Genomic DNA, 26623 nt, shown 5'->3' with positions numbered 1-26623 from the left:
AGAGACGTTCAATGGAACATCTCTACTGTGGTCTACTGAAATGAAAACCGCTGTAAGGATTTTTTTTTGCCAGTTCCGTAACCTCAAGAGCTACTCTAATGGTTCCATACCTTATAAGACTAATGTACCTTACTAATATAAAATACCCTTGATGTACCTTACTAATATGAAATACGCTGTATCATCTTTCCCTTCTTCCTTCTTCCTTCTTCCTTCTTGCTTCTTCAAAATTATTCCTGAACCTTCTCCTGGGTTAATTTTATCCTGGGGATAGGAATTAACATAGAAACTTGCTGCCGATATTCCTGATATAAATCTCCATAAATAGAAATCATATCTACTTCTTCTAATTTAATTCCCACTAACATATAAATTGTTGTACCCAAGGCAAAAATCAAATGAGAAAATGTCATAGTTGGAGCTGCCCAAAAAACAATAACAAAACCCAACATAATCGGATGACGAACATATTTGTAAAATCCTGGAGTTCTAAATCCTAAATATTCATATTCCTGACTGCGCAAATATAAATATACTTGTCGCAACCCAAATAAATCAAAATGGTTAATCATAAAAGTGCTGAGGAAAACAATTAACCACCCCAAAGCAAAAATGCCATAAATAATATTAGAAGCAATCGGACTTTGTATATTCCAAATAATTCCACCAAGAGAATGCCATTGCCAAAATAACAGTAATAATGCCAGACTTGCCATTAAAACATAAGTGCTACGTTCAATCGGATGTGGAATAATTTTCGTCCACCATTTCTTGAAACTTTGACGTGCCATAAGACTATGTTGAATAGCAAACAAACCGAGTAATAAAATATCAATTAATATCCCGTTAATCAGAGAACCATCAAAATCGGAATCTAGTGTTTTTGGTACTATTAAGTTGCCGACAAAACCAATGCTGTACAGAATAGTTATCATTGATATTAAATAACAAACTACACCATAGATAAATGCTAGTATTCTACTCATATTTCTCTGATAAAATCTCCATTACTTTATAGAAATAAATGAAATTATTTTTTACTCTAGTATTTCACGAAAAACTTCTAAGTATTTTTCATATACTTTAGTCTGAAAACAAACAAGAACAACCTTTTCAATAGATTTACTTTCCAATAAAAATTGCATAACTTCAGTTATAGCTATTCTTGCTGCTACTTCCACCGGAAAAAATAAACCACCAGTAGCAATAGCAGGAAAAGCAATTGTTTTTATAGCATATTTTTCTGCTAAAGCTAAACTATTTTCATAACATCTCATCAGTGTATTCTTCTCTCCGAAAACTCCAGCTCGCCATCTAGCTGCAACTGGCTGTAAAAACTGAAAGAGGCTAAAACTAGCTCCAAAGGAAATTATTATTATTATTCCCTTCAATTCTAGTTTTAACCTCTTTATTTAAGACTCAGCAATAGTACAATTAGCGTTTGATCTTCCCTAAACTCCAAAAATGCTAGGTATAAGAAACTGGTGCAAGCAATTATTAATTATTAATTATTAATTATTAATTATTAATTATTAATTACCTAACACCTTCTTCATCCCATTAACTGAGGTTCCAAAAGTCGAGTTAGACAAGTTTTTTGGTAACTGGTCATAAAAGCATCTAATGTGCGTAAAAAATCTTCCCGTGCCTGAAAATGATCCACTCGATTCACTATTTGGCCATTTTCAAACAGGATCAGGGTAGGTAAGGTTCTGAGTTGATATGTACTAGCAAGCTTTAAACTTTCGTCAGCATTGACCTCCACCAACTTTAAGTGGCCATTCCATTCAGACTGAAATTGAATTAATTGGGGGACAATCATTTTACATAGGCCACACCACGGTGCCCAAAAATTTACTAAAACCGGGTTAGAGGCATCTAACACCTCTTTTTTAAAAGTTTTTTCGTTAATTGACAAAAGCATGGCTTCTCGATGTGAGTTAATTAAATTTTTTATATCCTGGGATCATGCTACCAGTCTACGCTCCCAGTTGCACGGATTAGTAGTGGATGAGCTTGCCAAAGTAAGAAAATAAAAATAGCTACTCCCACATAGGCCCATCGGAGAAACTCCTGTAAATGTAGAGTTTGACGTCCTTGGATAATAGCGACAAAAGGTATAACCGATGTGCGAAACTTTAACTTTTCAAAAGATTCACCAAAATGCTTTTGAAGTCGTCGATCCCCATGCCATACACCAAACAAATGATGGAGTATGAGGCCAAAAGAGGTCACTAGGGTAAAACTTGTCCCTAACCAAAGAGTATGGGCAATACACCAAATTACTTGGCCGACCATTTGGGGATGGCGGGTAATCCGAATGATCCCTGTTTCATAGAGATGGACTTGGGGTTTTTGAATTGCAGCAATTTCTAAAAGATTGAATGTAGAGGGATAGAGAAAGATAAATGAAATTGCTGATAGTATCCAGACTATAGGCTTAACTATTGGGACACCTTGCAGTTGCCATAACTGCAACCCATCGTAACGGTGGTTGAAAAAGTAAATAATCAGAATTACTGCTAGTGGTAGACTGACCAGAGCAAATAAGATGCGATAGGGTCTAGGACCAATTTTGGTTTCGGCCCATGGTCGGAGGGCTGCCAAACCACTATGAGCGATCGCAAAACTTAGTAGTAACCCCAAGATAATTAAATGGCTAGGGGTTAACCAATCATGAGACATGGGCACTATGGGAAATTGATAATAAAAGTTAACTTTTGGAGTAATCGTCCAGCAGTATGCTGAAGGGACGTAATGCCAATCCCTGGAACAGGGAAGGAAATGCGGTGAGTGTAGAGTTTGATTTTCCCAATAAATTATTGATTCCCTAGCTGAGGAATTTGGAAATCTCAATCTTCTACTCTCAACCTCTGTTTTAAGGACTTTTGTCCCTGATTCAGTTTAATCTAAACAGGACAATCAGAGCTTGATTAACTAACAAGATTGAAGATATGGGACATGGAGTTAACAAAGTCAGAAGTCAGTAGGGGCGAATGGCCATTCGCCCGTACAGAAGTTATTTTTGTAACGGGGGTTTAAGCTCCCCTACAAAAATATTTCGCCTTAAAAGGCGGGGTTGTGTGACCCAATCCTGTTTGATAATTGTAATTTCTTCCTGATTTAATAAAATTAAGTAACTTAAATGCAAACCAATTTAAGACAGAAAAACACTGTAAATTCAAACTTGTTAAAACTTTCCCATTCTCTACTTGCTCTGGAAAGACCTACCGAGTCAAATCAAATACCATTAAGCAATTTGCCCATTTGCTAACTCTTTGGGCGTTAACTTCCTCAATTTCTTTTTCCTTTAACAATATGTCTGAGCTTCCTTTCACCCTAGACCAATTACGCATTCTCAAGGCGATCGCTGCTGAAGGTAGTTTTAAACGAGCTGCCGATAGTTTGTTTGTTTCTCAACCAGCGGTTAGTTTACAGGTACAAAATTTAGAGCGACAGTTGAATGTACCTTTATTCGACCGGGGTGGCCGCCGGGCACAATTAACTGAAGCTGGTCATTTACTGCTTACTTATGGTGAGAAGATATTATCTTTGTGTCAAGAGACTTGCCGAGCTATTGAGGACTTACAAAACCTTCAGGGTGGTACTTTAATTGTTGGTGCTTCTCAAACTACTGGTACTTATTTACTACCCCGAATGATTGGGATGTTTAGGCAAAAATATCCTGATGTGGCTGTGCAGTTACATGTTCATTCTACTCGTCGTACTGCTTGGAGTGTGGCTAATGGACAAATAGATTTAGCTATTGTTGGGGGTGAAGTTCCTCCAGAGTTACAAGAGTCTTTGGAGGTTATACCTTATGCTGAGGATGAGTTGGCTTTAATTTTGCCTGTTTCTCATTCTTTGGCAGAAAAGGAGACTATTCAAAAGGATGATTTGTATCACCTAAATTTTATTACTCTAGACTCTCAATCTACTATTCGCAAGGTTATTGACCAGGTATTATCCCGTAGTGGTATTGATACTCGCCGTCTGAAAGTGGAGATGGAATTAAATTCAATTGAGGCAATTAAAAATGCTGTTCAATCTGGTTTGGGGGTAGCTTTTGTTTCTGTTTCAGCTATTGAGAAGGATTTACAAATTGGGGTTTTGACTACGGCTAAAATAGATCAGATAGTTGTCAATAGAATATTATCGGTTATTTATAATCCTAATCGTTACCGCTCTAAAGCTGCCGAGGCTTTTAGTAAGGAAATTTTACCTTTGTTTTCTAGTCTCAATTTTAATCCAGATAAGATTAAACCTTTATCTAAAGAAATACAGCCTATAGAGATAGTAACAAATAATGTTAGTGAAACTTGAAGATCAAATATTAATGGAGAATTTTTGAATCAATTATCAGTAATAACATTTTCAAAAAAGAATATTATGAATAATTTTGGTGATTAAAAGATAGGTGCAGGAGATGTCCCTTTGGCTAAAAAGATAAGTTCCGACCTAAAAAATGATATCGAAGCTATTTATTCTGACTCGGTCTTCCTGACTCCTAAGAAATAGCCTACCTAATTTGTAGCAAATATTTCTCAAACTGGTATAAGTGTTTCGGCATTTAAACTGTATCTCTCAATGGGCGGTTAAGGGAACACCAGAGATGAGAAAACTGTCTGAGGGAATATAGAATCTCAATGGGTATTAGTTGAGTTCCAGTTCAATTTTTCCTATCAACTGGAGTTACAAAAAATTAACTGATAACTGAATAGTGGGTATCTTAAACCCAGGGTTAAAAATATAGATAACAATTTCAGTTTATACTCATAGATTTATAATTTTGCTCTGTTTCTTCCTTTAATAATGAATATAAATTAACCAAGTTTTTCAAATAAAAAACTCAATAAATATAGAAGAGGAATCAGCAAATTTTGCTCGCAATAAAGATTAATTTGCTTGAGTATATTTGATGTTCGCTAGAATAACAATTTTGTCACATTCTTAGAGCTGATTTATAAAGTAAATATTAAGAGGTTAACAAAGTCATTAGAAGTCAGTAGGGGCGCAATTGCGAAGCTCATGCCGTCAGGCTATATGGCCATTCGCCCCTACAGAAGTTATTTTTGTAACGGGGATTTGAGCGACTCTCCAAAAACCTGATCGCCTTAAAAGGCGGGGTTTTAGACCCATATTATTTTGATAAATACTTCACATTGTAAGGGTTTGAAACTATCTAAGGCCTAAGGGCATAACTTTTGAAAAACCCATGCTAGAAAGGGACTTCAGCTCAGTTTACAAATCAGCTCTAAGATCGGAATTGGTATTATATCAAATCTGTTTAATTGCAAAATCCGAATTTCACCCTCGACATTTGCGGAATAGACAATGAAAATGTAAGCATTTCCTGCGGAATGCTGCGCAAACAGCTGTCAGCTATTAGCTATCAGCTATTTTTTAGTTTTAGATCAAAGCTTTATTAATTAAGTCAGAATTAAATCTGACTACAAAAGCTGACTTTAAAGTCTATATTAATTTCAACCCCTTCTTGAAGGTTGGGATATCATTGCTGAAAGCTGACAGCTAATAGCTGAATGCTTACATGAAAATAAATATAGGTAAAATTTCTGGCATTCCTATTTTTGACATAATTAATAACTTCTGGAAAAAAAGTCAAAAAATCTGACTCAATTTCAGTATAATTTTTAATCAGTTCATTTCCAGCAGTAGCAAGATTATTTTCTCTCTTCAAACGTTTAGATAAAGGAACAAAACTTAAGTTAATCCCTGATAAATTTTTGTAGGAACTAAGCCTATTTTCAGAGATGATTTTCGGTAATATTTTTTGTAATTTATCAGGTAAAATTTCCTGATTTTTTTGCAAAATAATAGGGTGCATCTCATATTTGCAAAAATACTATTTTCCTATATATTCCCTGTTGCCTGTTGCCTGTTGCCTGTTGCCTGTTACCTGTTGCCTGTTGCCAGATGAGCTGTTGCCTAAAAGCGATAAAGTTTTGGCTTTATTCACGCATTGAGATGCACCCAAATAATATATATTTTTTGCACAAATACATCTAAGTTTTCATAGGCAAATAAGTTCCAGTGATTGGCTAAAAAATGGTCATAACAAATATCAATAATTATTCCTGCTAAAAGTCTATGATTATTACTAATACGATTTTTACTTCTCAAATATATTGTATGAGTATCAGTAAAGCAATCAACTTGACGATGAGTTTTGATTCCTTGAATAATTTCATGGCTATAAATAGTTTCATATTGTTCTAGATACCCTTTGACAAAATCACCTAATAAATTTCCTGTGATTCGGGAGTATTTTTCGCTAAAAATAAATGAGCTAGATAGTTCATAAGTAGATAGTTCGATCATTTTTAAGTACAGTACATAGCAGTTATAGCAGAAGGAAGAAGGAAGAAAGAAGAAGGAAGAAGGAAGAAGAAAAAATCTGGCGTTGTCTAAGTTTTAAGCTTTTGATATGTCCTAATATAAAACCCACATTCCGCACTTCAAGAGCGTATCATTAAAAGTAGTATATGAATCTGTAGCTTGGTAGGTATTTATACTATGCAAATCATCTCAATACTTTTTTCGTTCATCAAATTCCTAGTAAATAATTTACGCATAAATACTTGCTCTGATGATGACTCAATCACGGCAGCTATAATTTTCTTCTAAAATTCTGTCTCCAGTATAGCTGTCTCCTGACTCCTGATTCTATACTGCATTTTGTGGTGCGGAATGTGGGATAAAATACTAAAATTTTTGCTACAAATACGCACGGTTGTTTCCAGTCCTCAGTCCTCAGTCCTAAGTAGGAATAGCCTACATATCATTTATTAGAGTAAAACTCTGTTTTTAGTCAAATCGATATTTCAAAGTTTTTTAACCAGCTAAATTATTTGTAGCATTCTTTTTTATCTTTCATATAACCTTTCCTTCAACTGTTATATATTTTGATTTTATATAAAATCTCTATTGGAATTTAAGAAGAGATCACAGTAATAGGAATTTCAGACTTTATTATCTATTTTTTTTTTACAAATCCTGCACATCAAGAGTGTATAAATATCAATATTATAAATCTCTATAAACGAAGAAACAGGGAATAGAGAACAGGAATAAATAATTGACAATTTATAAATAAGAATTGCTTTTATTTTTTATTTTTGGAGAAGTCTATTGCCTAGATTTTATGATTAAATTTTGATATACTTCCCATCATATCTATGTAAAAGCAAAGTTAAACTGCTCAGGATAATTTATACAAAAATCAATATCTATTGAAATGAGTTAGAAATGACGATTGACGTTATTAGCTAACAGCTTATACAATAAATCAAAATTATGATGATTAAACTACCCTAGATTTTTCCGAAGCTTTTTCATAAATTAAGTGGATTTTGTAGCATGGCAAACACCCTAGAATCTATTATTAATCTACCGAAGTTAAATTCTGAATCTATCCTCAGAGAATTACCACTGACTGATTTTCAAGTAAGTCCGATGACTTCCCTAGAATTAGTTGAATATCAGTTTAATGAACAACCTGACTTACCTGGAGTTATAATTGCTTCCGATGAAAAGTTTTTTGGCATGATTTCTCGACGCTACTTTCATGAACAAATGAATTATCGTTATGGAAGAGAACTATTTATCAAACGTCCTATTCAATATTTTTTAAAAGCTACTCCAACTAAATATTTAGATAACTGTTTGGTATTACTTTCTGAAGAAAAAATTAATTTAGCTGTACAAATAGCACTAAATCGTTCTGAAGAAACTGTATATGAACCGCTTGTAATTCAATTCGTCAACAAAAAAAATCCTAATTTTTCTATTTATTTTTTATTGAATTTTAAAACTTTAATTCTGGCTCAATCCCATCTGCTTAGAGAAGTCAATAATGAGTTATCTCGCTACAAAAGTTCTGCTAAAAATTATTTGATGCAGCTCAAACATAAACAGCAAAAACTCCAACAACATACGACAGCATTACAAACGCAAAAACAAGAAATTTTAGCTAGACACAAGTTATTAGAAATACAGCAAAATGGCTTAATTAGTCAATCACAACAAATTCATAACCTTAACCACAGACTAAAGGAAATTACTGGTTTTATTTCTCAGGAAGGAAAAAAAGCATTTTATGCCACATTTGAAGGAGTACAAAAAATTAACAAAAATATGGATAAAATTGTCAATATTGGTCACTTGTTCACCAATGAACTCAAACTAATTAACTCTGCATCCCATCAAATTGAAACAGTTAGTAAGCAAGCAAAACATTTGGCAATACAAGCTGCTATTGTTGCGGGTCATTCAAATTCTCAACTTAGCGGTTTTAGTCATATTACTAACGAGATTGGAAAATTGGTGAATGAAACTTCACAAGCAGGTCGTCAAATGAATTTAGTAGCTAATAACTTAATGATGAAAATTTCTGAACTTAACAATTTAGCTGAAACTGGTAAGCAAACCGCTCAGTCTCTAGTAGAAAATAATCAACGTTCTGAGATAACATTAGATGAGTTAGAAAAATTAATTCAACAACCAAACTTGGATCGAGCAGCAGTAAATTCCTCTGGTGTTACACAAGGTAGCAAAATTACTGATATTTCTCAAGAAAATCCGTATCAAGATAAAAATATAGTCAATAACTATCAAGAAAAGTTTGAGGAAAAAAATACAGATATTTCTGAATTGCAAATGCAAATATTGAATAACAAAAAAGATAAAGAAAAATTGATACAACAAATTCGTTCTACTTTAAATAAAAAAAAATTTGATATTTAGTTAGATTGAGTTGACAAAAAAATAACTAACTTGATAGAAGATGTAGCCAGTTTAAGTGAATCTTCAACAATTAATAATTAATAATTACCTCTACTGAAAATAATAGCATTGGTGAAAAGTATTTTTTTCTTTATTTCTTCTTCAATGATATCAAATACGTTTGATTGGATATAAAAAAATTCTCGAATCGTCATAACTAATAAATCTTCGTGATTCTCTCTCCCCCTGACTCCTAAAGACTTAACTAATTTATAACTGTTTAACCAGATTTGATATGAAAAGGTTTTCAACCTTAATTATTCGGTAAAAAAATATCAAATTCTACCCCTGTTTATTTATTTGAAATTTTCTAGAATAACTAGAGTATAACTTCTATAGTTAATGAACAAGATGCAAATTATTGTGACTCCAAATCACTTTCTTTATCAAGATGTACAACTATACCATCTTAAACTTCGAGGTATTAGTAATCAAGCTACTGGATATTTATATTGCAAAAATAATGAAACTATTACTAGAGCTACTTCTATGGATAAAATTCAGTTAGAAGGACTTTGTAAGATTAAACAAGTTATTGCTCTACGGCAACGAGCAGTTATAGATATTGCACCTATTCTAGAAGCACATAACTGGGAGATAATCCCTATTTCAGAATATCAAACTAATAACTAAACTAATAATTAATAGATACATTATTTCATTTTCCTTTTCTTTTTCCTTTTCCCTGTATCCAATCATTAATCATTTCAGGACAACTAGCTAAAGACTCTGCTAAGGATGCAAATTCGACCAAAGGTAAAGGACGATGAAATACATGACCTTGAAGTTCATCGCACTGATTTTTAACTAAAAAAGCCAATTCTTCTTCAGTTTCAACTCCTTCAGCAATAACTCGCATCTTTAATTTGTGAGCCATCGAAATAATTGCTGATACGATAATTTGGTTAGGAGGATTACTATCAATTTTACTAATAAAATTTTGATTGATTTTTATAGCATCAATGGGGAATTTTTGCAGATAAGTTAAGGAAGAATAACCCGTACCGAAATCATCTATAGAAATTTGAATACCTAAACTTTTTAAACCATGTAAACTGCGTATAGCCTTTGTTTCATTTGTAATCAAAATACTTTCATTAAAATCTAACTCGACGTAATTAGGAGCTAGACCGCTATTTAAGAGAACTTTAACTAACTTTTGACGTAAATCTAATTGATTTAACTGGCGAGCAGATATATTGACCCCTACCCGTATTTTTCCTAACCCAATATCCTGCAAAGCTTTAACATTTTCACAAGCAGTCTTCAACACAAATTCACCTATTGGTTCAATTAATCCTGTTTCTTCTGCTAGGGGTAAAAATTGTCCTGGTAATATTATAGAACCATCAGATTTTTGCCAGCGCAGTAGAGCTTCTGCACCTACAATTTTGCCTGTTTTTAAATTAACTATTGGTTGATAGTAAATCTTAAATTGTTTACTTGATAGTGCCGAATGTAAATCATTTTCTAACTGCAAAGTATTGCTGTTTTGATCTTTACCTACTTCATTATCAAAATAATATTGATTATTGCCCTTTCTTCTGGCATACTCCATGGTTTTTCTGGCTTTTAAAAGTAATTGCCCCAGTTGTCTTCCATCAATAGGATAAAGAGCAATTCCAGCATTAGCACTAATCAAAAACTTTTGCTGTTTTAACACATAAGGTTCGACAAATTGCTGTAGAATATTTTGAATTATACCTGTAATTTCTATCTTCTGATGAAGTGATTCTAGGATAATCACTAATTCATCTGTATTTAACCGAGTTATAACGCTATTTTTACCAATAAATTTATTGATTCTTTTACCTATATTTGTCACCAATAAATCACTCCAATCATATCCTAAGTCATCAATGCGCTTAAAGCGATTTATGCCTAAATAAATCACAGGAATAGTTAGTATAAAATCTTTTTCTTTTACAGAATATTGTGTTTTTAAATTTGCGATATTACTAATAATTTGATCGAATTTATCTGATAATAAAAGCCGATTACTTAAAATACTTGGATTTTCTTGATTAGTTAACTTATTAAGTTGATATTTTACCGTTTCAATTTGCTGAACGTACCGCGACTCTACATCTTGTTCGCCTTGATATTTCTGAAGGGCAATCTCAATTGTAGTTTTTAATGATTGAGGTTTAAACGGCTTCACTAGATATCCATAAGGTTCGGTTAACTTTGCCCGCCCTAATGTATTATCATCTGCATAAGCAGTCATATAAACAACAGGTATTTTTAATTGGGAGCGAATATACCCAGCAGCTTCAATGCCATCCATATCTCCTTGAAGCATGATATCCATTAGTACTAAATTAGGATGTTTTTTTGTTGCAGTTTGAATAGCTTCTTCGCCAGAGTCTACAATTCCAACTACTTCATATCCTAATTTCTTAAGATTTCTAGCAATATTTTCCGCGACAATAAGTTCATCTTCTATAATTAAAATTTTTGTGGGAGATTTGGGATTTTTAACAGAATCTTGAGTAATATCCATCGCATTTTACCTGCATAAGTTGGATAATTTGATTGTATATACCATTATACTAATTATCAAAAATTATGTGACAAAAAGGAGATTGAAAAATTCTCCTTAATAGGAGATGATTAGATCCTAAACACTATCTATATATATCATTTTTTTCTTTATTTACTTTTGACTTTTCCTTCTTTTTTATCTTTAATATGGCATTATTTTATAAAATTTATATTATACTACTAATCTAAATTATGCACAACGAAGTATAGTACATGAAGCTCTGAAAGAATAGTAATATTAAATCCGGTAACATTGGCATAATTCAACATTTAGTAATAAAAGTCAATATTGTAGGGGGTAAACCGCCGTTTGCCCATACTGATGGCAAGAATTATATTACTCAGAAGCCAACTGATTTGATATAATATTACAACCAGGCGATCGAGAATTCTTTATAGGATATTAAGATTAAATCATCTCTCCATCTCCCCTACATCCTATATGCTTTACACCCTATCTCCCTATCTTCATAATTATGATACTCTATAAACTCAACTTTTTCAATGGAGGAAAGTCGTAGAGGGAATCCTCACCCATAGTTTATGCTTGGAACATCAACTTTCTCTCTCTCTCTCTCTCTCTGCGTGCCAGTAGACATTGAAACGGGTGAACAGTAAATCATTTGCACTCACAGATAGCAAATATCTAGCTTTGCCTAGTTTTCAAGAAGGTGTCATTTATAGCAGGGAATAGGGAACAGTAGGAAAAACATTGCTTAGTCTAAGATTCATCATTAGTCTATGTCCTAACTGCCCTGACTACTGCTATAGTATAAATATTTAGATCCTTTGTAATTATTTGATATTACTAATCCAAAGATATGTGATCGCGTAGGGAAACTATTGAAGGTTACTTTGATTAAATTAGTTAAGATATTGGGTAGTATATACAAATAGTAATTTTATCAGAAAAAGTCAAGTTATATCATGTCCGTTTAATCGCGGCCTGAAAAAAACCCATCCTCTACCTTCAACAACAAATCTTTCTATTCTCCCTGCTCACTTATTTATAAGTATTCAACCGAAAATGAGGTGTTGCACAGTGACAAATGATTTTAGATTTTTGATGGAATTGGATTTTGGATTAGTCAATTGCTAGAATGATTAATATTAGGTTTTTTTTAGCCAAAGTCTAAACTAATTTTTGGCAATATCATTCCATAATGTGCAACCCCGAAAATGATACAATTCGTGAATACTATTTCTTTGAAACTTAGAATTTGAGAAGTTTTCTGTTCCCTACCTCCACCATAAATTATTATATATAATGCCAATTCCCAAAAATAATGGTATACTTCCTCAAGACTTTACTCTCAAGAAGATTTAGCAAGAATAGGTAAGATTTGGTATAAGACTAGTAGATCTTGAAGTGAATAAAGCTTAGGTTTGTCACTATTCATCATTTTTTACTTTCTTCAAAAGTTATTAATTACTTCCATTAATTCTTGCGGTCGATCAACTAAAGCATCTGGCTGATAATCGGATAATACTTCTCTAGAATTAAATCCCCAAGTCACCGCTATTACTTTAACTTTAGCTTTTTTGGAAGCACTAATATCTCTAACCTCATCTCCGATATAAACGATCTCTTCTGGTTGAATATTCTCCACTTTTAGATATTTTTTAATCACCTTATCTTTGCCAAAAAGTGTTGGGGCTGAAATTATAAAATCAAAGATTAATAAATCATATTTTTGCAAGATAAACTCTACATTTTTCTGAGCATTAGAAGTAATTATTCCCAGCTTATAACCTTGTTGTTTCAGTGCTAATAAAATTTCTTTAATGCCAGAAAACAAACTGACATTGTTAATTCCTTTTTGAAATTCTGCTCTAATTCTTCTCAATAAAAAAGGAACTTTAAAAATAGATATTCCTGACTGATTAATCACTTGTAGAGGGCTTAATTTTTCTATTTCTGGAATTTCTTCCTTCTTAGCTTGTTTATATCCAAATTCAACTGATAAATGATTTGTAATTGCAAAAATCAGATCAAAAGTATCTGCTAATGTACCATCAAAATCAAAAATAACTATTTTTATCATTATTATATAACAATTGCTAATTGCTTTCTGATTCTATCATTAACTATTACTCGAAAATGTCAATCAATCAACCTAATCTATGGCGGTGGATAACCTTGACTTTGACTTCATTAAAGATTAGCACAAGCATTTCGTCGCAGCATTTCTGGCTTAATACGTCGTAGCGCGGAAGCTGGAAACTGCTTATCCCAATCTTGTTGAGATATCTCTGCTAGTTCTGTTAACTTAGGAGTTACATTACCAGGATAAGGTTGAAAATCATCAATATTTGTCTTTTGAGCAAATCGTTCATTCCAAGGACAAACATCCTGACAAATATCACAACCCGCGACCCACCCTTTTAAATTTGATTTAATATGTTCAGGTAGTTCAGGATTTCTATTTTCTATTGTGTGATAAGCAATACAAAGATTTGCATCAACAACAAAAGGTTCTACGATCGCATTAGTCGGACAAGCTTCCAGACAACGAGTGCAACTACCACAATGTTGAGTATGAGGGCGATCGCTTGTCAACTCTAGGTTAGTTAACACTTCCCCCAAAAATACCCATGAACCGTATTCTCTAGTAATTAGATTACCATTTTTTGCTATCCAACCCAAACCTGCTTGTTGTGCCAATAGCTTTTCTGGCACTGGACCTGTATCTGCATAATACCTGGTTAAAATTTCCTTTTCTTGCTCCTGCAACCAGTTAGTCAGAGCTTTTAACTTTTGGTGCATGACTTTATGATAATCCCTACCCCACCCATAGCGAGAAATTTTACCTATTTCAGAATTTTCAGAATGTTGATGTAGCGTGTAATAGTTGAGAGCAACACAAATAATAGATTCAACCTCTGGCATCACTAGCTTCAAATTTTGACGTTTGGGGTTAGCCATCCATCTTAAGTCTGCTTGATAACCTTTGTTCAACCATGCCTGCAATCTTTCTGTGTCTGAACCTAACTCATTTACTGAAGCTATACCAACCTTGTGAAATCCTACTTCTAAGGCTTTCTGTTTGATTTGACTAATGCTAAGTGCAGATTTCATCGATACTAGCTAGATTTGTAAAATTTGTATTAATTTATAATATTTTAAATACCTTACATCATGTTTATTTCATTAGTTATAATAAATTTCTTAGGTAGTAGGTGTAAATTAAAGTTAGAACACTGGAAACGAAGCATAAATTTTGGATATTTCTTCCAGAGCGCTTCTATAGAACATTTTTATGATACTTAATCATCCGGACATGGTATTAATTGGTAACACAGATTGGCAAAACTGTATAATAATTTAGGATACAACCACCATGAATTTTGAATTATACTTTGTTTTGAAACTTTTCAACTTGTCAATTTTATTTGCACCTATTAACAAAAAGTTACATAATGCCAAGCAAGGAGGCAGAGATTTGCAAGGCCATTTTATTTTAGGTTGGCTAACATAAATATACATCTCTAAGTTGCAGACATGACATATACTGCTGAATCTACAATGAAAATTTTTATCTGTAGTAACCCTAAAACTGTTATTGAAACTACAGCTCAGTTCAATACTCTTAGTATTGATGAACAACTGGCCTTACTATGGTACATCTACACCAAAATTAGAATTAGACGCTCTGTTACACCTACAGCCCCCGGTGCAGCACGCCTACAGTTGGCTGAAGGTCTGCTAAATGAGATTAAATATATGTTTCACGAAGAACAATTAGGAATCATCCGTGACTTAGCTGCTAGCAAAAATAACCCTATTTCTCGTGCTTATGGTATACTAAGTGCTAATACTAAGCTAGCTTTCTGGTATCAACTAACAGAGTCTATTGAAGAAGGCGATATAGTTCCAATGCCTACTTTTCATCAGCTCTCGGTTTCTGGCTCTCAAGTATTGACCTCTATAGAAGTATTAAATTTTGCTCAACAAATTACTGTATTACGCAATGTTGTAGCGAATATGGGTGTCGATCCTTTAGCTTAATTTTTTAGTAATATTCCCGAAACCGAATCTAATACCATATCTCAAAAAGTTTGCTATATATCTTTGTAATGAGGAAATAGGGAGATGGTAATCAAATATAGCATTACTATCAGAAATGGTATGGTATAATATCAAACCCGGTAGCATTGGTGTAATTAAATAAGGAGTCAGGAGTCAAGATTCAGGAGTCAGGAGGCGCGGAGGCGCGGAGGGAAGAGAATTGAGAAAGATTTGGCAATGACTGAAGATGGAACATTTTTTTATACTGAATTAACCGGATTTGATATAATATCATGTCTCTTTAAATACCCACAAATAACATTGATTAGGGGCACCGGAGCAGGGGGCAATTTGATAGATTCTCAAGATAATTTGAGAAGATAATTTTTACCCTTGTCTAATTAATTAATGACACTTGATATAACGAAATACTTACTGTGAAACCGTCTGATATTGGACAGTACAGAGCCAAACAATTATTGGTATTGAACAGCAAGTAGTTACTCGCTACTTTGAAACTTTTAATAACAATAATTTTGAAAGTACAGCAGTCGCCATTACTGTATTTGACTTATGAAATAGCTGCAAGCTTGGGAATATCAATAATCAAACTTTTTCCTTCTTCCTTCTGTGTTTGCAGCAAGTCTATTTACTGCTAATGGCTCACTGAATGATCTTCAAGATCCTATTATTAGTAGGAGTGCGATCGCTTCCTATCTTCAGGAAAAAGATTAAAGTTATAGCAGTCGAAGTAAAGTTTAGGAGATATCAAAAGCTTAAAACCCAGACAAAGGAATATTTTTCCTTCTTCCTTCTTCCTTCTTTCTTCTGCTATATACAAACTTATCCTCAAGCAGCAGTGATCCTAGAGCTTGGTGAAAACGACGTAGAAGTTTAAGTCAGGCAAACAAAACTTCTTGATTTTAGGTAAATGTAGCTGGGAAATTTATTTTGAACCGTCAGTAGGAGCGAATAATTGCTCTTAGTTTAAAGCTGTTAGCTTATCCACAAAAGTTCTTAAAAAGCATTCAGCTTAAATTTATGCTGAAACCGAGAGAAATGCAATTTAAGAGGGGTTGAAATCCTTTTTAAATTATCCGGCATCTAACCTATAATTCGGGGATTTTAACCCAAGCTGATAGCTGAAAGCTATTAGTCCAGAGCTAGTTAAATTTGTGTCCTCACACTAGATTTCATGTTAGATGATTAATTTCAAGCTGTAGTGGATACTTGCAATGAACGAGCTAACATTTGTTGTCCTAGTTCTATATGACTAGAACCACACTTCCAGTCTGGATGACTTGTCATTAATAAACTTTCTAAAGTTTCTTTGTCAAATAGATGCCATACTAGCGATTTATTAAAATAGCATTCAACTGCATAGCAGTTTTGACTAATACAGTAAATATAACAAGTTTCGGAAGCTCTCTCAATTTTTATATGTGCCCCTGGTTCTAGGTCGCGAAATTGAAATATATTTTGTTTAAATTCATCTGTAGAAGACACTGTAAAACCAGGAATTACAGCCGTTAGTGCTTTTTCTCCATTGATATGAATCCAATAATTACGAGTAGGATCGATTCTTTCTAGCCAAGGAGATTCGTCATCTAGGCGATAACGAGGGGCTAAAGGAAAAAACATATTCATATAACAAACCTAATATATATATTTTAATGGTATCTAAATAAACCTTATTTTTATCTTGCGGTAGAGTATAGTTAGATGCAACCAAACTTAACAAAACTTATCAGGTTGATCATAATATATAATAGTTATCGCAAAATTTTTTCAGTTGTGTAATACCAATTTCATCAAATATTGCCACACTCAGGGAACAGGGAAAAGAGAATAGGGAACAGATTTAAGGATAAACGTATCAAAAAAGAGAAAAAAAACTTAAAAATGTACAATAATCAAAGTAAATAAATATTGATAACAGATTTAATTTTTAAGAGGTACTTTGACTTATCTCCACAAATTAATCTTGATCAAAGAAAAAGCCTGACAACTTCGGTCTATATTTGTTGCATTATTTAGCTTGTAATTCCGATAAATTTAGTCCAGGCAAAGTTGTTAATCTTAACTTCCATCGGTAATATTTATAATCAAGGTCAAAATTAAATATAATGAAGCAAGTGCTTTATGGTACTTTTTCTGGTATATTCGCTTGTAATTTTAGGCAGTTTCTACCATCTATCTGCAATGTATAATCTACACGATCCATCAATCTATTCATAATTAACCATCCATAACCACTTTCTTGTTTAGCTTCTGGTGTTGGTGGGTTATACTCTCCTATACTATAACCTTGACCATAGTCCCAGATTTCCAAAGCAATACCACCGTCTTTGGCTTCTAAGCGTATTAATACTGGTAAGTTAGGTTGGTCTTTATGAGCATGACGAATCACATTGGAGTAAGCTTCTGCCAGCACCAAGCGTAAACGGTTGGATTGACGAGGCCAATCAATATGTTCTCCTAGCTCTACTTCTAAACTGCTCAATAACCAGTGTTCGACAATAGTTAAAAAGCGTAAGTCGCTTGGCACCTGAAGCTCAGTTTTCATAAATTCACAGAACCTCCAGAGATAGTATAGTTTGGTCATCTTCTTGAACTTGATTATTAGCTCGGATATAAGCTAATAAGCCATTTAGGTCTATTTGGCTTGTATGCTGTTTTAAAAGTTGCCATAAACCTTCTTGTTGCAGCATTACACGAGTTTGTTCCCTACTATCAGTAGCCTCTTGAACTACTGTAGCTTCAGTGATACCATCACTGGTCAGTAGGAACACATCTCCTGGATTTAACTCTATGGTACCTGCTTTTCCTTTCCATATTGGCAATATTCCCAGGGGAATACCACGTTCCTTGAGGAAATTTGGTTTCACTTCATCATTTTCTGCAGTTAGCAGCGCAGTTTGAGACCAGACCAATGGATATATATGGCCAGCATTAGCATAAGCTAATAATCCTGTTTCTGGTGTATAACGAGCCAAAACCATTGTAATGAAGCAATTGTTACTAATCAGGTGGTCACATAAACCAATATTAAGATTTTGCATGATTTCGTAAGGGTCTGGGGGATTTTCTTGAGAAAGTTCTCGTCGCATTACAGACATAGCACTTGCCATGAATAAAGCAGCGGGTACTCCCTTGCCAGAAACATCTCCCAGTGCCAACCAGATGTCACCTTGAGAATGGGTATAAACTTCAAAGAAATCACCTCCTACTTCTCTGGCAGGATAGCAGCAAGCTTGTATCCTTAATTTGTCAAATTCTGGCCAACTTTGAGGTAATAAGTTGCTCTGTATCTGACGAGCTACCTCTAAGTCATTACGCATTTGTTCTGCAAGTTCTCTGGTGCGTTGATAGAGTTTAGCCTGAGATAATGCTAATGCTCCTTGCTCCAGGACACTTTCTATCAATTCTATATCTTCTGAAGACCAGAATTTACTGCTTTCTTGTTGATAAAGAGCTAAAACTGCTAGTAAGTCTTGTTGATAAATCAGGGGGATTATTAATTTATAAATGCTTTTATCTGAACTTTCTTCTAATTGGGTTTGACGATTTATTACTACTTCCAAAAATTGTTCTGGAGTGAAAGGGAAGTTGTTTTGAGTAATTTCAGGGTTTTGATAAGAAAAAGATTCAGACATTAAGCGATCGCCTTCTACTGGCCATAACTTGCCTTCTGTTGCCTCAAAAGTCTGTCCCACTGTCTGAATGATTGTCGATAACATACTAGAGTAATCCAATGATTCTCTAATAGCACTCATTACTTCATTTAACATAGACTCTCGTCGCAAAGCACGAGTTAGAGCATTGGTGCGTTGCGTGACAATTTCGTAGGTTTCTGAAGCTTGTTGTACTACAGCTTTCAATTCTTCAGGATTCCAAGGTTTTGTAATATACTTGAATACTTTTCCTGAGTTAATTGCTTCTACTAAGTCTTCTACATCTGTATAGCCTGTCAGTAGAATCCTAACTGTATTTGGATATTTTTCTAATGTTCTGCCTAAAAACTCTGTACCATTCATTTCTGGCATTCTTTGGTCAGAGATAATCAATGCCATTTCTCCTTCATCTTCCAAAACTTTCATGGCACTGAAGGCACTATCTGCTTTATATACTTTAAAGTCTCGCCGAAACGTCCTGTACAACAAATCTAGGTTGTCTGGTTCGTCATCGACTACCATCAGTTTTAATTTCCCCTCTCCCCGACTCATGCTATGCCTTACTCCCAGACAATTTTTCAAATTTTATACTCTCCGGTTGGCCTTGATAGCTTCCTAATTTATTGATGTATATGATTTAGGATAAATAGCCTTGAGTTAAATTTTATGAATTTGGGTTTCATTTTTTCTCTGGCCATAAACTTCCAAGAAAAACTCATTTTGAGTATATTTTATACTTAAGTTATAGATATAGATTATTCCAATAAATATCTCATTTACTAAATAATATTCAACAATAAATTTAATTATAATTCAGTTTTTTTTTGCTAATTATTTATGTATTTTTATACTTAGATTAACCAATTTTTTCTGCCAATCTAAGTTTAGCAGAACGTGCCCGTGGATTTAATGTTATTTCATTATCTTGGGCTTGGATGGGCTTTTTTGTCAATACTTGCAAAAGAGATGAACCTCTTAAACTATGTTTAACCAAACGATCCTCTAAACTATGAAAACTAATAATTCCGATTCTACCTCCTGGTTTGAGCCAGTTAGGAGCATTCTCTAGAAAAGTTTCTAGGGCAGTAAGTTCTTGATTTACTTGTATTCTTAAAGCTTGAAAAACACGAGTGGCAGGGTGTATCCTACCATAACGGTATTTGCGAGGTACACAGTGGGCGATCGCTTCTGCCAACTCGGTTGTTGTTTCAAAAGGGCGATGTTCTACTATTCTTCTGGCAATACGTCGTGACAAACGCTCTTCCCCGTAGGTATAAAAAATATTTGCTAATTTGGCTTCTTCCCAAGAATTAACTATTTCGGCTGCGGTCAGAGATTGCTGCTGGTTCATCCGCATATCTAACTTAGCTTGATGCCGAAAACTGAACCCTCGTTCTGGGGTATCCAATTGCACAGAGCTTACACCCAAATCAGCTATTATACCATCAAATTCCAGATTTTTTGGCTCATACTCAGCAAAATTTCCATGCCAAAATTGAATATTAGAGTTTTCAGAGGCCAATAAAGTTTGACAATAGGCGATCGCTTGCTCATCTTGGTCAATAGCTACTACTTTTACATCTGGGGCCGTAGCTAAAATTGACTGAGTATGGCCACCAAATCCCACTGTTGCATCTAAGTAAAGACCTCTTGGAGATATTGCCAAACCTTGGATTAACTCGGCACTGAGAACAGGTATATGGTTCATCAAGTCTGAAGTTTACAATAAGAATTGACTAATTAGTTTGTAAATTACGCATTTTTGATTTAAAACACTACTTATAATGTGGCACTATAGTTTTTATCTAGTATATATAGTGTCTCAGGATAAGTAGAATTATCTCTGGTTCGAGTAACTGACTATCCCTATCAGAGAATGTTGAAAGAGTTCGAGCCACTATAATTTTAATTTAGCGGTGAGATGAATTTCAACCAGCTAATTAATTGAGCGGTAGCGAATCAATATAGCATTAGTTATAATACAATACAGTTTAGTTAAATATTTTTTTTTGCATTTTTGTAATTTCAAAAGCTTATCTAATGGTTTCATGCCTTATAAGTTTTGGTATTATCTGTTTGCGCAGCATGACCTAGGAAACCGTATTGAATTATCATATAGATAGTTATTAACTTTTGATTTTTCATCTTTGATTACCTTAATGATTACTTTAACTTACCAATACAAACTTAAGCTAAACAAACAACAAGAAACCGAAATAAACCAGATTCTTGATGTTTGTAAAAGTGTGTATAATTATGCTTTAAGAGAGCGTAAAGATTGGTTAAGTTCTAGAAAATCACAAATTAATAGTTGCTCAATCCTAACTGAATATATTATCCCTGCCGATACTCCTTATCCTAATTACAATTATCAAGCAAAAAATTTAACAATGGCCAAGAAAACTAATCCTAGATTAAGGTCAGTTAATGCTCAAGTTTTGCAACAAACTTTAAAGACTTTAGAACGAGCATTTTATGAGATGAAGTCTCTTGGTAAAGGCTTCCCTAGATTTAAGAAGTTGACAAAAATTATACTTCTCAAGAATGCCCTAAATGTGGTCAGATAGAGAAGAAAAAACTTTCTGATAGAAAGCATAATTGCAGGCATTGTAATTATCAAGAAAATCGCGATGTAGCTGCTGCACCCACCCCCATCCCCTCCCGGGAGGGGAGCAAGAGGGGTGGGTGAGGATTGACAGCGGTAGGGCATACCGTTAAATAAAAAGCTTATCGTTGGTACAACAAACAGATATTAACTATTAAAGAAAATAAATCTCAAGGATTTTGGTCAAATAGGCTAGCTGCAATTACAGAAAAGCGTAACCGCCAAATTCGATTTGGGTATTAATAAAGCAGCCAGAATAGTCATTAACCATTGCTTAAAAAATTCTATTGGTACAATAGTTTTTGGTTCGAATAAAGGTCAGAAAAATCAAATAGAATTAGGAAAGAAAAGTAATTCATAATTTGTACCAATTCCGACAGCTAGACTCAAACAGAGAATAGCTAAGTTATGCTCTGAATATGGAATAATATTTATAGAAACCGAAGAAAGTTATACTTGTAGGGGCGAATGGCCATTCGCCCCTACATTTTTAGATGGTGACTATCTACCTAATTTATGGTGAAAAACCCAATGATTGGAAACCATCAGGAAAAAGAACAAAGCGTGGTTTGTATAGAACAGGTAATAATTGGTGTGTGAATGTAGACTGTAATGGGGCTGCAAATATAATCACAAAAGTAAGCAGAAAGCAGTAGGGGCGAACGGCCGTTCGCCCCTACTTAAGGCGACTGTGTAGGGGCACTTTGACTTGCCCCCAGAGAGTGTATCTTTGGTCAGCTAAGAAGAAACGAAGCAACATGGATTTATCAGTGTTGCGTAGTATCTGCTTAGAATCCCCGTGACTTGAGTCCGGGGAGTAGTCAAGGTCTAACAATATAATTAGGCTGAAATAAAATAGGTCACTATGGAGAATAGTCAACATGAGCAAAATTGAAACTAGAACCGAACCCATGGTCATTAACATGGGACCCCACCATCCCTCAATGCACGGGGTGTTACGGTTGATTGTCACCTTAGATGGGGAAGATGTAGTTGACTGTGAACCTGTGATTGGCTATTTACACAGGGGCATGGAAAAGATTGCCGAAAACCGCACTAATACAATGTTTGTCCCTTATGTGAGTCGTTGGGATTATGCTGCGGGAATGTTTAACGAGGCCGTAACGGTGAATGCTCCGGAACAATTGGCCGATATTGAAGTCCCGAAACGGGCTAGCTACATCCGGGTAATTATGCTGGAACTAAACCGGATTGCTAATCACCTTTTGTGGCTTGGCCCATTCTTGGCTGATGTCGGTGCCCAAACTCCTTTCTTCTACATTTTCCGGGAACGGGAAATGATTTACGACTTGTGGGAAGCTGCTACAGGTTATCGGATGGTGAATAATAACTACTTCCGTATTGGTGGGGTTGCTGCCGACTTACCTTACGGTTGGGTAGATAAGTGCGAAGACTTTTGCGATTATTTTTTGCCAAAGGTTGATGAGTATGAACGTTTAATTACAAATAATCCGATTTTCCGTCGTCGCATTACGGGATTAGGTGTAATTAGTAGGGAAGAGGCGATTAATTGGGGGCTTTCTGGTCCAATGTTGCGTGCTTCAGGTGTTAAATGGGACTTACGGAAGGTTGACCACTATGAATGTTACGACGATTTTGACTGGGATGTTCATTGGGAAAAAGATGGAGATTGCTTGGCCCGATATTTTGTGCGTATTCGGGAAATGCGAGAGTCTGTCAAGATTATTCGTCAAGCAATCAAGGGACTTCCTGGGGGACCTTACGAAAATCTGGAAGCAAAACGGATGGCTGGAGGGCCGAAGTCTGAGTGGAATGGTTTTGATTATCAATTTTTAGGTAAGAAAATACCTCCTACTTTTAAGATTCCTAAAGGCGAACATTATGTTCGGATTGAAAGTGGTAAGGGAGAAATTGGTATTTACATTATTGGTGATGATAGTCCTTTCCCTTGGCGTTTTAAAATTCGGGCTGCAGATTTTGTGAATTTGCAGGTTTTTCCTCATATTTTGCAAGGTGCAAAAGTGGCAGATATTGTTGCTATTTTGGGTAGTATTGACATTATTATGGGGTCTGTAGATCGATAGTTAATTTATTTAAAATAAGGGAGTAGGGAATTTTTTCTTTATTCCCTTTTTTTTAGGTTTTAGGTGATAGGTTTTAGTGGTACTTATATTAAATATTAAATATAAAAAAGAATGCTACGAATAATTTCCCTGCTTAAAAGCCTTTACTTAGAAATGTCGATTTGACTAAAAACAGAGTTTTACTCTACTATAACGGCCGTTTTCTGGCGCACAACTATTGTTAACGCCTGTACAGGAGTTAGCAGAGTAGTTAGAAAGGAGTTTTTCGGTGATTAAATAGGAAGAAATAGGTATAATTTGCACTATTTTTTTTGCTGAAAATTTACCCAAAAAATTTGAATTTCATACCTCAAATCAGCAACGCCAAGGATTTATATCATGTCCGGTTGAACAGTGATAAATAAATAACTACGGAGGAGTCAGGAGTCAGGAGTCAGGAGTCAGGAGGAAAGAGGGAAGAAAGAAGAAGAACTGGAGTTGAAGGAGAAAGTTTTTTTATAACTAATTATCCGGACATGATATTATACCTTTTTGAGGTAAAACTCTCTGCTTGTATATATTTGAAGCTATTTTATGATTCTATTTTGTGTAAGTCTTATTAGTGGCTCTTTGAAGTTGGGACGTGGTTTCGGCATCATCCCTAATGCGGACTTTACAGGGTGGGAATAGTCAGAGTACGTTGTCGAATGAGACATATTTTTTTGTCAAGTTAGAAATAATTTTATTTTGATCGTACTAAATTTTACCGACAATTATATAGTTCATAACTATAATTAACTTTGGGTAAAATATCGGGATTCTCCCAACAGTTGAATTTCTCTAAATCATTTTCATTTACTTCTAAATTCACTGCCCATAAATCTAGAGGTATGGTTTTTTCTTTCAAGATTTGAGCAATTGTTGAATCTGGTAATAATGCTGATTTTTCTGTTTTTTTTGCCAGAATAAATTCTAAGGTTGGTGTTGGTAAATTAGTCTTTTTTTCGAGATGTTGAAAATATAAACCAATAGCCATTAAAGCACGAATTTCTGAGTGAGTTTTATAACTCATGGCAATCAATATTGGGGCTTGAGATTTTGTTTGAATGACTTTGGCTAATAAATCGGCTCGTCGTGATTTTTGATAGGCATAATTTGTAACTACGCTTAATGCTCCACATAATCCCATTATTAATATTATGACAACTACTTTTTTTCCTGTTGCTCTGAAAAAAGTGGGGATAATTTTAAACAGTTTGCTTCTTTGTTTTTTCTCCCCAATATTATTTTGCCAACAACTCGCCAGAATTGACCCCAACAACAATAAAACTACAGGAAAATAAACAAAGCTATAACGAGCGACCAAAGATATGTCTTTTCCTAAACCATAAATTACAAATAAAAATAGGAAGATGGCAAAGCCTAAAAACCATCCTAATATCTGAAGAGAAAGACCTGCTAATGGAGAGGCAATCGCTACTTTCCACCCTTGCCATAAACTAGGAAAAACCCAGACTAATACTAACAACATTGTCACGCCAGAAACAATGCTAATAAAAGTATTTGTTCCCTCCACTGGCAACATAAATATCATTGTTATTCCCCATACAAATAAACGCAGGATAGGTTGCCAGATTTCATCTAGGTCATAACTGGTATCGATCCAACTCGTCAAGTCATTGCCCGAAATACCTGTCACTGCTGGCAACCAAACTAAACAACCGAGCAAACTTCCCAACCCAACCGCATATATGCGCCACCAATAACGTTGAGAAAATTGTTTGATATCCCTGAGCAAAAACCCACCCATAACTAAGCCTTCCGCAGCTAGGGTTAATGCAAAAAAGTAGTGGGTGGCGATGCCTAAACTATTAATTATTACCCACAAACATCCTAACCATAAAGGTAATATTTTTTGCTGCTGAATACAGCGTATTGCTTCGATGAGACAAGCTAGAGAAATGATTATCCAGAGGATAGTTAGGGTATAATGACGAGCTTCTTGGGCAATATAAATGCTGAAAGGAGACACCGCCATCAGTGCAGCAGCTATTTGCCCCACTATCTGAGAGCGAAAGGCAAAGCAACCAAGGGCAAATATTGCCGGAATAGCTAATACACCAAACAAAGCACTGAGCGATCGCCCTACTGCTAATGATACTATTTCTCCGTCTGGGGTAAATATTTTTAGCCAAAAATGAGTCAGCAGAAAATATAGAGGGGGATGAGTGCTTTCGGTCATTAGGTTGTGAATGACGTCGCTGTAGGGAGTTGTTGGGTCTAAGCGCAGGGGTGACAGGAGTTGTTGCCAAGTGATGACTTGATCTAGGGGAATGTCAAGAAAGTTATGACCGAGACTGTAACCTAAAGTGGATATTTCTATGGAGTCAGCGGGTTTGTCTGCCGAAAAATTGTAGCGGAGAATAGTACCTATTAAAATTGAGATGCTTAGTAGGAAATAGTTGAAGTTATTTGTTTTTAGACTTTTTCTGGTGTTAATTACGATTGCCAATTTAGTAGTGACCTCTTAATCTATTTGATACAGAAGATTCTACCAGGCGTGAGGTACACCCATAGCGGGCAAGATGCTATAGCGGGCAAAATGCCCGCACTGGGAACATTAGGCGTTGGTAATTAGTAAGATGATTTTCTAGCAGGGGTGATACGCATTACTTACTCTGGTTAAAAATTTAGAGTGACTCAGAAGGGGATTAGTCTGAAAGTTTCATCTCTTGATTTACCAACGCCATATACTTGGAATCTGCTGTAACTTTTTGAATGTGAAAATTTTAATTATCGCCATATCATATAATGATTTTAGATCTTCTATTATATCATGTCCGGATAATTAGTTATAAAAAAACTTTCTCTTTCTCGTCCTCTTTCTTCTTCTTTTTTCCCTGCTGACTCCTGTACTTCGCCAATCCGACACCTACCCTACCTG

Annotated in this window: 23 protein-coding genes; 8 read left to right on the top strand and 15 right to left on the bottom strand. The window is 34.7% G+C overall.

Annotated elements, in window-relative coordinates:
• Positions 1-230 precede the first annotated feature (230 nt).
• The 4 genes from mddA to F6K23_RS19810 all read right to left on the bottom strand — a co-directional run bounded on the left by mddA (position 231) and on the right by F6K23_RS19810 (position 2685).
• A complete protein-coding gene (mddA, locus tag F6K23_RS19825; RefSeq protein WP_293158990.1) occupies positions 231-986 on the bottom strand; it encodes a methanethiol S-methyltransferase in 756 nt (251 codons plus the stop codon).
• A 51-nt stretch (positions 987-1037) separates the two neighbouring features.
• Complete coding sequence (locus tag F6K23_RS19820) at positions 1038-1391, bottom strand: macro domain-containing protein (RefSeq protein WP_293158988.1); 354 nt, start codon at positions 1389-1391, stop codon at positions 1038-1040.
• A 161-nt stretch (positions 1392-1552) separates the two neighbouring features.
• Positions 1553-1924, bottom strand: coding sequence for a co-chaperone YbbN (locus tag F6K23_RS19815; RefSeq protein ID WP_293158986.1), 372 nt, complete (start codon positions 1922-1924; stop codon positions 1553-1555).
• Positions 1925-1971: 47 nt separating this feature from the next.
• Positions 1972-2685, bottom strand: a complete 714-nt coding sequence (locus tag F6K23_RS19810) for an NnrU family protein (RefSeq protein WP_293158984.1) — start codon at positions 2683-2685, stop codon at positions 1972-1974.
• A 633-nt stretch (positions 2686-3318) separates the two neighbouring features.
• Between F6K23_RS19810 and F6K23_RS19805 the strand changes: the two genes are divergently transcribed.
• Positions 3319-4323 (top strand): LysR family transcriptional regulator, encoded by a 1005-nt coding sequence (locus F6K23_RS19805; RefSeq protein ID WP_293158982.1) that lies wholly within the window; start codon positions 3319-3321, stop codon positions 4321-4323.
• A 1186-nt stretch (positions 4324-5509) separates the two neighbouring features.
• Here F6K23_RS19805 and F6K23_RS19800 read toward each other — a convergent pair.
• Both F6K23_RS19800 and F6K23_RS19795 read right to left on the bottom strand, forming a co-directional pair.
• Complete coding sequence (locus tag F6K23_RS19800; RefSeq protein ID WP_293158980.1) at positions 5510-5845, bottom strand: acyl carrier protein phosphodiesterase; 336 nt, start codon at positions 5843-5845, stop codon at positions 5510-5512.
• A 128-nt stretch (positions 5846-5973) separates the two neighbouring features.
• On the bottom strand, positions 5974-6339 hold the full coding sequence (locus F6K23_RS19795; protein WP_293158978.1) for an ACP phosphodiesterase: 366 nt from the start codon (positions 6337-6339) through the stop codon (positions 5974-5976).
• 1038 nt (positions 6340-7377) lie between these two features.
• Here F6K23_RS19795 and F6K23_RS19790 point away from each other — a divergent pair.
• Positions 7378-8763 carry a hypothetical protein gene (locus F6K23_RS19790; RefSeq protein ID WP_293158976.1) on the top strand — a complete coding sequence of 462 codons (1386 nt, stop codon included), beginning with the start codon at positions 7378-7380 and terminating at the stop codon, positions 8761-8763.
• Between the two features lie 402 nt (positions 8764-9165).
• Positions 9166-9435, top strand: a complete 270-nt coding sequence (locus F6K23_RS19785; RefSeq protein WP_293158974.1) for a hypothetical protein — start codon at positions 9166-9168, stop codon at positions 9433-9435.
• A gap of 25 nt (positions 9436-9460) precedes the next feature.
• Here the strand turns inward: F6K23_RS19785 and F6K23_RS19780 are convergent, their stop codons facing one another.
• The 3 genes from F6K23_RS19780 to queG all read right to left on the bottom strand — a co-directional run bounded on the left by F6K23_RS19780 (position 9461) and on the right by queG (position 14425).
• Positions 9461-11305 carry an EAL domain-containing protein gene (locus F6K23_RS19780; RefSeq protein ID WP_293158972.1) on the bottom strand — a complete coding sequence of 615 codons (1845 nt, stop codon included), beginning with the start codon at positions 11303-11305 and terminating at the stop codon, positions 9461-9463.
• Positions 11306-12761: 1456 nt separating this feature from the next.
• Positions 12762-13391 (bottom strand): HAD-IA family hydrolase, encoded by a 630-nt coding sequence (locus tag F6K23_RS19775; RefSeq protein ID WP_293158970.1) that lies wholly within the window; start codon positions 13389-13391, stop codon positions 12762-12764.
• 110 nt (positions 13392-13501) lie between these two features.
• A complete protein-coding gene (queG, locus tag F6K23_RS19770; protein WP_293158968.1) occupies positions 13502-14425 on the bottom strand; it encodes a tRNA epoxyqueuosine(34) reductase QueG in 924 nt (307 codons plus the stop codon).
• Between the two features lie 447 nt (positions 14426-14872).
• Between queG and F6K23_RS19765 the strand changes: the two genes are divergently transcribed.
• On the top strand, positions 14873-15355 hold the full coding sequence (locus F6K23_RS19765; protein ID WP_293158966.1) for an orange carotenoid protein N-terminal domain-containing protein: 483 nt from the start codon (positions 14873-14875) through the stop codon (positions 15353-15355).
• A 691-nt stretch (positions 15356-16046) separates the two neighbouring features.
• Here F6K23_RS19765 and F6K23_RS19760 read toward each other — a convergent pair.
• The 5 genes from F6K23_RS19760 to rsmH form a co-directional block, all read right to left on the bottom strand.
• Positions 16047-16196, bottom strand: a complete 150-nt coding sequence (locus F6K23_RS19760) for a hypothetical protein (RefSeq protein ID WP_293158964.1) — start codon at positions 16194-16196, stop codon at positions 16047-16049.
• A 371-nt stretch (positions 16197-16567) separates the two neighbouring features.
• A complete protein-coding gene (locus F6K23_RS19755) occupies positions 16568-17002 on the bottom strand; it encodes a hypothetical protein (RefSeq protein WP_293158962.1) in 435 nt (144 codons plus the stop codon).
• 493 nt (positions 17003-17495) lie between these two features.
• Positions 17496-17921 (bottom strand): anti-sigma regulatory factor, encoded by a 426-nt coding sequence (locus F6K23_RS19750; protein ID WP_293062526.1) that lies wholly within the window; start codon positions 17919-17921, stop codon positions 17496-17498.
• Positions 17922-17925: 4 nt separating this feature from the next.
• Positions 17926-19581: a SpoIIE family protein phosphatase gene (locus F6K23_RS19745; RefSeq protein ID WP_293159019.1), complete on the bottom strand. Its 1656-nt coding sequence runs from the start codon at positions 19579-19581 to the stop codon at positions 17926-17928.
• Positions 19582-19885: 304 nt separating this feature from the next.
• Positions 19886-20737, bottom strand: a complete 852-nt coding sequence (gene rsmH / locus F6K23_RS19740; protein ID WP_293158960.1) for a 16S rRNA (cytosine(1402)-N(4))-methyltransferase RsmH — start codon at positions 20735-20737, stop codon at positions 19886-19888.
• Positions 20738-21188: 451 nt separating this feature from the next.
• Between rsmH and F6K23_RS19735 the strand changes: the two genes are divergently transcribed.
• The 4 genes from F6K23_RS19735 to F6K23_RS19720 all read left to right on the top strand — a co-directional run bounded on the left by F6K23_RS19735 (position 21189) and on the right by F6K23_RS19720 (position 23700).
• Positions 21189-21596: a helix-turn-helix domain-containing protein gene (locus F6K23_RS19735; RefSeq protein ID WP_293158959.1), complete on the top strand. Its 408-nt coding sequence runs from the start codon at positions 21189-21191 to the stop codon at positions 21594-21596.
• Positions 21593-21718: a hypothetical protein gene (locus F6K23_RS19730; RefSeq protein WP_293159017.1), complete on the top strand. Its 126-nt coding sequence runs from the start codon at positions 21593-21595 to the stop codon at positions 21716-21718. The genes F6K23_RS19735 and F6K23_RS19730 overlap by 4 nt, the downstream gene beginning before the upstream one ends.
• Positions 21719-22128: 410 nt before the next feature.
• Positions 22129-22290 carry a hypothetical protein gene (locus F6K23_RS19725; protein ID WP_293158957.1) on the top strand — a complete coding sequence of 54 codons (162 nt, stop codon included), beginning with the start codon at positions 22129-22131 and terminating at the stop codon, positions 22288-22290.
• Between the two features lie 225 nt (positions 22291-22515).
• Positions 22516-23700, top strand: coding sequence for an NAD(P)H-quinone oxidoreductase subunit H (locus F6K23_RS19720; protein ID WP_293158955.1), 1185 nt, complete (start codon positions 22516-22518; stop codon positions 23698-23700).
• Positions 23701-24442: 742 nt separating this feature from the next.
• Here the strand turns inward: F6K23_RS19720 and F6K23_RS19715 are convergent.
• A complete protein-coding gene (locus tag F6K23_RS19715) occupies positions 24443-26191 on the bottom strand; it encodes a hypothetical protein (RefSeq protein WP_293158954.1) in 1749 nt (582 codons plus the stop codon).
• Positions 26192-26623: the final 432 nt, after the last annotated feature.

It is taken from the genome of Okeania sp. SIO2C9 (assembly GCF_010672455.1).
Lineage (GTDB): Bacteria > Cyanobacteriota > Cyanobacteriia > Cyanobacteriales > Microcoleaceae > Okeania.
Note: the sequence above shows the minus strand (reverse complement) of the source record. Positions and strands in the feature narration are given on the sequence as shown.

Excerpts from the sequence above, each read along its gene's own strand:
- mddA (WP_293158990.1), bottom strand. The coding sequence starts at position 986 with ATGAGTAGAATACTAGCATTTATCTATGGTGTAGTTTGTTATTTAATA.
- F6K23_RS19815 (WP_293158986.1), bottom strand. The coding sequence starts at position 1,924 with ATGCTTTTGTCAATTAACGAAAAAACTTTTAAAAAAGAGGTGTTAGAT.
- F6K23_RS19810 (WP_293158984.1), bottom strand. The coding sequence starts at position 2,685 with ATGTCTCATGATTGGTTAACCCCTAGCCATTTAATTATCTTGGGGTTA.
- F6K23_RS19805 (WP_293158982.1), top strand. The coding sequence starts at position 3,319 with ATGTCTGAGCTTCCTTTCACCCTAGACCAATTACGCATTCTCAAGGCG.
- F6K23_RS19800 (WP_293158980.1), bottom strand. The coding sequence starts at position 5,845 with ATGCACCCTATTATTTTGCAAAAAAATCAGGAAATTTTACCTGATAAA.
- F6K23_RS19795 (WP_293158978.1), bottom strand. The coding sequence starts at position 6,339 with ATGATCGAACTATCTACTTATGAACTATCTAGCTCATTTATTTTTAGC.
- F6K23_RS19790 (WP_293158976.1), top strand. The coding sequence starts at position 7,378 with ATGGCAAACACCCTAGAATCTATTATTAATCTACCGAAGTTAAATTCT.
- F6K23_RS19780 (WP_293158972.1), bottom strand. The coding sequence starts at position 11,305 with ATGGATATTACTCAAGATTCTGTTAAAAATCCCAAATCTCCCACAAAA.
- F6K23_RS19775 (WP_293158970.1), bottom strand. The coding sequence starts at position 13,391 with ATGATAAAAATAGTTATTTTTGATTTTGATGGTACATTAGCAGATACT.
- queG (WP_293158968.1), bottom strand. The coding sequence starts at position 14,425 with ATGAAATCTGCACTTAGCATTAGTCAAATCAAACAGAAAGCCTTAGAA.
- F6K23_RS19765 (WP_293158966.1), top strand. The coding sequence starts at position 14,873 with ATGAAAATTTTTATCTGTAGTAACCCTAAAACTGTTATTGAAACTACA.
- F6K23_RS19755 (WP_293158962.1), bottom strand. The coding sequence starts at position 17,002 with ATGAATATGTTTTTTCCTTTAGCCCCTCGTTATCGCCTAGATGACGAA.
- F6K23_RS19750 (WP_293062526.1), bottom strand. The coding sequence starts at position 17,921 with ATGAAAACTGAGCTTCAGGTGCCAAGCGACTTACGCTTTTTAACTATT.
- F6K23_RS19745 (WP_293159019.1), bottom strand. The coding sequence starts at position 19,581 with ATGAGTCGGGGAGAGGGGAAATTAAAACTGATGGTAGTCGATGACGAA.
- rsmH (WP_293158960.1), bottom strand. The coding sequence starts at position 20,737 with ATGAACCATATACCTGTTCTCAGTGCCGAGTTAATCCAAGGTTTGGCA.
- F6K23_RS19735 (WP_293158959.1), top strand. The coding sequence starts at position 21,189 with ATGATTACTTTAACTTACCAATACAAACTTAAGCTAAACAAACAACAA.
- F6K23_RS19725 (WP_293158957.1), top strand. The coding sequence starts at position 22,129 with ATGGTGACTATCTACCTAATTTATGGTGAAAAACCCAATGATTGGAAA.
- F6K23_RS19720 (WP_293158955.1), top strand. The coding sequence starts at position 22,516 with ATGAGCAAAATTGAAACTAGAACCGAACCCATGGTCATTAACATGGGA.